At 57.6% G+C, this 7,098-nt stretch carries 4 protein-coding genes; 1 reads left to right on the forward strand and 3 read right to left on the reverse strand.

Features of this window, described 5'->3' with window-relative positions:
- The 3 genes from ACF8AM_RS17395 to ACF8AM_RS17405 form a co-directional block, all read right to left on the reverse strand.
- Positions 1–487: phosphoribosylglycinamide formyltransferase (locus ACF8AM_RS17395; protein WP_392556861.1), on the reverse strand; the 487-nt coding region annotated here is incomplete at its 3' end.
- Positions 484–3,990 (reverse strand): isoleucine--tRNA ligase, encoded by a 3,507-nt coding sequence (gene ileS, locus ACF8AM_RS17400; RefSeq protein ID WP_392556862.1) that lies wholly within the window; start codon positions 3,988–3,990, stop codon positions 484–486. The genes ileS and ACF8AM_RS17395, both read right to left, overlap by 4 nt.
- A 489-nt stretch (positions 3,991–4,479) precedes the next feature.
- The gene (locus ACF8AM_RS17405) at positions 4,480–6,600 is read right to left on the reverse strand and encodes a mu-protocadherin (RefSeq protein ID WP_392556863.1); all 2,121 of its coding nucleotides are present in this window, start codon (positions 6,598–6,600) and stop codon (positions 4,480–4,482) included.
- A gap of 49 nt (positions 6,601–6,649) precedes the next feature.
- On the opposite strand from ACF8AM_RS17405, the gene ACF8AM_RS17410 reads away from it, so the two are divergent.
- On the forward strand, positions 6,650–7,098 hold a 449-nt coding region (locus tag ACF8AM_RS17410), incomplete at its 3' end, for a type IV pilin protein (RefSeq protein ID WP_392556864.1).

The raw sequence follows: 7,098 nt of genomic DNA on the forward strand, positions 1-7,098 counted from the left end.
AGGCCTTCTGGTGGATGATCGGTCCGTTGTCGTAGAGATTGTCGACGTAGTGAACTGTACAGCCACTGATCTTCACGCCTCGCTCGATTGCTGCGGCATGCACGTTGTGACCATACATTCCCTTGCCTCCAAAAGCAGGCAGCAAGGACGGGTGGATGTTGATCACGCGGTGTTCAAAGTCGCTGGGGATCAAAACGTGTTTCAGGAATCCTGCCATGATCACGTGTGTTGCGCCCGCGTCTCGGCAGGGGCCGAACATGGATTCGCTGTAGGCTTCGTCGTTGTCAAAGTCGCTTTTTCGAACGACGCGAGTCTCGATGCCAGCATCTTCTGCGATTTTGATTCCGCCCAAGCCACCTCGGCTGGCGATCACCAAACGGAAATCGATGGGCAGGCCATGTTCGTTCTGATGGCGAATCAGATTGGCCAGCGTCCGGCCGCCTCCGCTCAGGAAGACGGCCACTTTCAATGTGCTTGGATCGCTCACGCGTCACTCACCTTGGCGACATACAGCTCGCCGCCTTCGATGCTGACTTGTTGAGCGTTTTCCAAAGTCCCAGCGATCAGCTCGTTCGCCAAGGTTTCACCACAGATCATTTCACGGTGAGTGTCGATCGCCGCTTGCAGTTCTGCATCCGACGTTTCGACCGCCACTCGGATTCGATCGGTGTATTGGCAATCGAGTTCTTTGCGTTGGCTTTGGATGCCGCGGATCAAGTCCTTGGCCAATCCTTCGCGGCGAAGTTCGGGCGTGACTTCGGTGTTGAGCACAACGACGCAGCCTGAACCTTGAGCGGCGGCCCAGCCTTCACGGGCTTGCAAGCGAACCTCGATGTCGTCGCCGTCCAACTTCAGCGGACCCGACGGGAGTTCCAGTTCGACGAAGCCGGCCGTTTGAAGCTGGGTCAGCAATTGATTGCCATCCGCTTCGCCCAACATCTTCTTGACCACCGGGATGTTCTTGCCAACTTTCGGGCCCAGTCGCTTGAAGTTCGGCACGATGGTGTACTGAACATATTCGCCACCATCGGTCGTGTAGTCGACGGCTTTGACGTTCAATTCTTCTCGCACCAATGCGTCGTGGCTTTGCAACCAATCGATCGCGGAGTCGTCGGTCAGGATGACTTCGACTTTCGCCAGCGGCAGACGCACTTTCAACTTCGCATCGGCGCGAGCCGAACGTCCCATCGATGCGATCTCACGAAGCAACCGCATCGAGCCGGAGAGCTTTTGGTCGATTCGGGATTCATCGGGTTTGGGGAAGTCACAAAGGTGAACGCTGGGCAACACTTTGTCACCAAACGGCGCGGTCAGTTCTTTCCACAACGTGTCCGCCAAGAACGGAACGAAGGGAGCGATCACTTTGGTCAGTTCCAGCATCACTTCGTAGAGCGTCCAGTACGCATCGTGCTTGTCCGGTGAATCCGAATCAGAAGCCCAGAAGCGATCGCGACTGCGGCGGACGTACCAATTGCTCAGACCGTCTAGCAAATTCGTGATCGCTTGGCACGCGTTGTAGTTGTCAAACGCATCCATCCGGTCGATGACAGTTACCAACGTGCGATGCAATTCGGAATGGATCCATCGATCGATCTCACTGCGTTCGCTGATGGGACGATAGGTGGACGCCGATGCCAATGAGTCCGGCGTCAACTGATCGTCCGCTGCGGTTGCGGTGGTCGGATCGAACCCATCGATTTCCGCGTAGATGGAGAAGAAACTGTATGTATTCCAGAGTCGCAACAGGAACTCGGGGATCGAATCGCGAATCGCTTGATCGGCGTAGATGATCGAATTCCAAGGGGCTTGGTTGGCAAAGAAGTACCAGCGCATCGCGTCGGCACCGTACTTGTCAAAGATCTCCGAAGGGCTTCGGTAGTTTCGAAGGCTCTTGGACATCTTGCCGGTCTTCTTGGTGAACTTGCCCTCGGCTTGTTCGGCCTCGGCTTCGGATAGCAGAACGGTTTTGGGTTGACCGTCTTTGCCAGCGGCTTCGTACCACTGCGACAACATCAGGCCCAACACGATGCAGTTGCGGAACGGATGCGGGTAGTCCGCTTCACTGTCGCGAGAAGGTGACGATTCGCTGGCTTGCGTTCCGGCTTCACGGATGGACGCGCCTTCGCCGAACAGCATCGTGCTGATCGCCAGTTGGCTGTAGAACCAACCGCGGGTTTGGTCGATCGCTTCGCTGATGAAGTCCGCGGGGAATTGTTCTTGGAATTCAGCGTTGTTTTGGTGAGGCCATCCCCACTGGGCAAACGGCATCGCACCGCTGTCATACCAGCAGTCGATGACTTCGCTGACTCGTTGCATTCGCGCACCCGATTCGAACGGCGAATCGTAGGTGACCGCATCGATGTACGGTTTGTGAACGCGAAGATCGTCTGGCAATTCAGGGTTGGCCGCCTTGGCGTTGTCCCAAACCTGAGTGCCATCGACGCCAGGTTTGGCGAGCAACTCTTCGTAGCTTTCGACAGCTTCCATGCGGCCGGTTGACTGGCAAACCCAGATCGGAAGCGGAGTGCCCCAATAGCGTTCCCGCGACAACGCCCAGTCGACGTTGCTTTCCAGGAAGTTGCCAAAACGCCCGTCGCGAATGTGCTCGGGTTGCCATCCGATTTTGCTGTTGTTCTTCAACATCAAGTCACGGAATTTGGTTGTGCGGATGAACCAGCTTTCTCGTGGGTATTGGATCAGCGGATCGTCGTCAGCACGCCAGCAGAACGGGTAATCGTGCAGGTATTGTTCCAGGTGCAGAAGACGTCCGGACTCACGCAGCGTTCGGGTCAATGTCTTGTCGGCTTCTTTGACCCAGACACCTTTCATCGAAGGGAATTCGTCGGTGAACTTTCCATCGGGGCCGACGGCGCAGAGCAGTTCGGGACGTTGCCCGTCGACAAATCGAGTTCGCTCGGTGACCAAGACTTCGTGATCGATTTCACCGAAGGCGGGTGCCAAGTGAACCAGGCCGCTGCCCGATTCGGTGGTCACAAAATCGGCTGCCACGACGCGCCAGTACAGCGATTCTTTTTCTCCGGTGACCAGTTCGCCAGTCGGATCGCCCAGTCGCGAGTGGTAGTCGTCAAACGGAGGCTGGTAGCGTTGGCCAACCAGGGACTCGCCCGAGACCGTTTCGATCACCGTCAATTCGCGTTTCAGTTTGCCAGCGAGCGTTTCAACCAACGCGGCGGCCAGAACCAGTTCTTGACCGGTTTCGGAATCTTTAACGACGGCGTATTCCAGGTCGGGCTTCACCGCTGCGTACATGTTGCTGGGCAACGTCCAAGGGGTCGTGGTCCAGACCACCAGCGATCGTTCAGGTCGGTCCACCAGTGGGAACAACACGTAAACGCTCGGGTCAGCGACCTCGCGGTAGCCCTGCCCGACTTCGCCTGCGGAAAGAGCCGTGCCGCCTTGAGCCCACCACCACACGATTTTGTGGCCTTGGTAGAGCAGTCCGCGATCGAACAGATTTTTCAGCGACCACCAGACGCTCTCCACGTAGGATTGGTGATACGTCACGTAGGCTTCTTCCAGGTTGACCCAGAATCCAAGGCGGCGGGTCAGCGTTTGCCATTCCTGCATGTAGCGCCAAACGCTGGATTGGCATTTTTGGATGAAAGGTTCGACGCCGTAGGCCTCGATCTCTTCCTTGCTGTGGATGCCGAGCTCTTTGCCCACCTCGACTTCGACCGGCAATCCGTGCGTGTCCCACCCGGCTTTTCGCTCGCAGCGATAACCCCGCATGGTTTTGTAGCGAGGGAAAACGTCTTTGATGGCACGTGTCAGGCAGTGGCCCGGGTGAGGCATCCCGTTGGCCGTGGGGGGGCCTTCGTAAAATACAAATGTGGGAGCATTGGCGCGGCGGGCGAGCGATTGCTCGTAGATCGAGTGCTGGTCCCAAAACGCCAGAACTTGTTCTTCGAGAGTCGGGAAATGGGGGCTCGCGGCGGCGGCCCGAAAAGCTGCGGTCGAATTCGCGGACACGTGATAACCGAACGAATGAGATGGGAATGTCAAAACAACGCCTAGTTTTATGCGTTGAGGGACATTTCCCCTACCCCCAACCCATTTGCGTTGTTTTACCGCCTTCGCATCACCCGCAGCGGTGATTCCCAAACGACGGTTTGGTAGCCGGTTCGGGCTTGGTCTGGGCTGCGAAATGTTTGCGATTGGCGTTCTGATCGCGAATGCATTTTTTCTTCTGTCCTACGCCCCAATGTGGCGGCTCTAAGAAAGACTCCCAAAAACCCGCTAGGACTTCCCCGTTGGGGCTTTGTAGTCTTGGTCCCGCCACAACCCAGGGCGTTGCTCTGGGCTGGCAGAGGGCTGCCCCTTTGGGCCGAAGTCGAGGAACAAAACTTGCGCAGTCCAAAACGCGGTCAATACCAACCGTTAGACAGCCCAGGCTTGGCCTCGACTGCTCGGCCGGATCAATCCTCCCCGAAACAGCACGACCTCAAAGAGGTCAAGGATTCAGGCTACGGCGGCTGAGTTGCTGCTGGCTGCGGCGCGTTTTGCGGCCACCATTTCTTGGTATTTCAGTCGCAAGACGTTCAACCAGTACATCAGGTAGAGGTTGGCGACGAAGGAGACCAGCAGCAACGCATTGAAGAGTGTTTGGGTGGCGACTTTTTCTCGGTCCGCCCGCGGGTCTTGGCTAAGAGCGCCACCGGCGAGAGCGTCTTTGTCGTCCAGCGATCCTGCATCACGTCCGGAAGGCGGCCCGGTATTGTTGCTTCCCGACTGAGTTCCGCCCGTGGGCAGGTTGTTGCTGGCAACGTTGCCCGCCGTCTGGCCAGCGGTGTTCGCTGGGTAGTTGATGTACTGGTAGGGGAATCCTGTGGCAGGGTTGATGTTGGGGGCCGTCGGATTGGCTGTCGTCGGTGCGTAGGGAACCTGTGTCGAGGCGTAGTTCTGCGGGTACGGGTACTGCCACTGGGGCTGCCCGGAATTGGGCGTTGGAGCGGCAGGTTGCTGCGCGTTGTTGTAGAGAGAACCCGGCGGCTGGGAGGCGGTGTTTGGGAACCCTGCGTTTGGGTTTCCGTTATTGGGGTGGTTCGTGCCTGAGTTGGTTTGGCCTGGGGGGGAACCTTGTTGGCTGGCGTAAGTGGTGTTGCCGCGGTAGTCCGTTCCGTTGTTCGTCGGTCGGGCATTGGATGCACCACTGGACGACGATCCGTTCGCAGTGGGGCCGTTCGCAGCAGTGCTGTTCGCCAGGTTGGGGTTCGAACGATTGTTGTCGTTGGCGTAGGCTGAATTCGAAAGCGGCCGACCGTTCGCATCGATTCGTTCACCGTAGGCATTCAACAGGTAGCCTTCCCGGTCGACGGGATTGCCGGAGACGTTGAAAGACCAACCATTGGGTGGCAAACGGTCTGCCTCGGCGGGAGTCAATTTCGGATCGTACTCGTAGCGTTGGATCGTGTTGCTGTTGCCTTGCGAACCGCTCGCGTACGTGTTGTCACGTTGGGTTGGCGGGGGGGCGATGGCGTCCGAAGCCGTTTGCCCAAAGGGGTTCGGCACGCTCAAGCCACCTGGCATTTGATTGAAATTGCCAGTGTTGAGACCCGTGTTTGCGCCGTTGCGGTTGCTCGAGTCTGCGTTGGTGCGAGACTGGGAGTTGGTTGCAAACGAACTGGTTGTCGGATTGGTAACCGGAGCGGTGGAAGGACGCTGAGCGGGACGGTTTCCCATCGCGTACCAGTCGTCATCATCGGTGGCCCAAGGACGTGAGTTGGCCCCGGACGATTGAGAGGTAGGAGCCGTGGATGGGCCGCCAGATCGAGCGGAGCGATCGGTGTTGCCAGAGTTAGGGGTGGTGGGGGCGCTGTAGGCCGTGCTGCCACCTGTGAATGGGGGTGGAGCGACGGTCGTGGAAGAGTCACTTGAAGGAGCCGCGGGGGGGTTGCCAGAGGCATTGGGCGTTCCCATGCCAAGGTTGCGACGGGTGGCTTCCGCAAAAGCTTGAGCTTCGGTGCGAAGCGTGTCATTGAGGGAGCCTGTGTTGGGAGCACCCGTGTTCGGAACACCAGTTCCTGAGTTCGATCCGGCACCACCTTGCGTCAGTGACGACGGCAAGTTGAAACCACTGGTCGAAGGGGCCGTAGACGGCGTGGTGGAAGGTGCGGGAGGTTCGAAGCCGCCGGGGAGGTTCATGCCTCCGGATTGAGGCTTCATCAACCGAGTGACGCTTGGCGAGTTGACGTTGCCCGGGATGATTCCGGGTTGCATCGAGTTGCCAGTCATCGGAATCGGGATGGGGCGGCAATCGTCCGAGGCAATAGGCAGACCACGCAGCGCATTCTCATCCGAAACCACCTGAGAAACGCCGGAAGTGTGGGACGCGTTGGTTTGTTTCCAGTGCGCAGGCGTTTCGCGAGGGACGCTTCCGGTGCCAACTCGGATCACGATTTCGCTGACGCGTCCCCGCACCTCAGGCGAGATCGTGCTGGTGATCTCACCGACACGTTCGAGTTGATCGAGTTGGTCTGGCGGGACTTGGATGATGTATTTCACCCCGTCGGCACCGTCCGGAGTCCATCCGAAGGTGATGCCCATCGTCGCGACCAACAATAACGTCACAGCGCCACCCATGGCACAATCCTTTGCTGTGTTCAGTTGTGGGCTTGGAAGCACATTCCGAATGATTCACATCGCAGCCCATCGGGTTTCACGCCAAATCGTACCGGCGATCGCCAATCGAGGTAAAGCCCGATTGTGGGGTGAAAAGAAGAGACACTTTGGAGTTGAGTTCGGTGAGGTCTTGAGTCCGGCCAGCCGAAACCGGTTGCAGAGCTTTTTCTGCGATTTGAGCCTTCTCTGTTGGGTGGTTTGGATGGTTTTGCGGGGAATCATGTGTCCTTGCGGGGTCATGTTGGCGGATATTCTTTCGAAAGTTGTGCTTTGTTGCAGGATCTTCGTGTACCTGGGGCTCGCAGTATCCCTAAGATGGAATCGCACGTTTTTGCTCGCAATGAGCGTGCATTGTTTCGTTTTCTTTAAAGGAGCTCTAGTTATGAAGCGTGTTGGTTTTCAGCCAAAGGGTTTCACCTTGGTGGAACTTTTGGTGGTCATCGCCATCATTGGCGTGTT

Source organism: Rhodopirellula sp. JB055 (assembly GCF_043100905.1).
GTDB lineage: Bacteria > Planctomycetota > Planctomycetia > Pirellulales > Pirellulaceae > Rhodopirellula.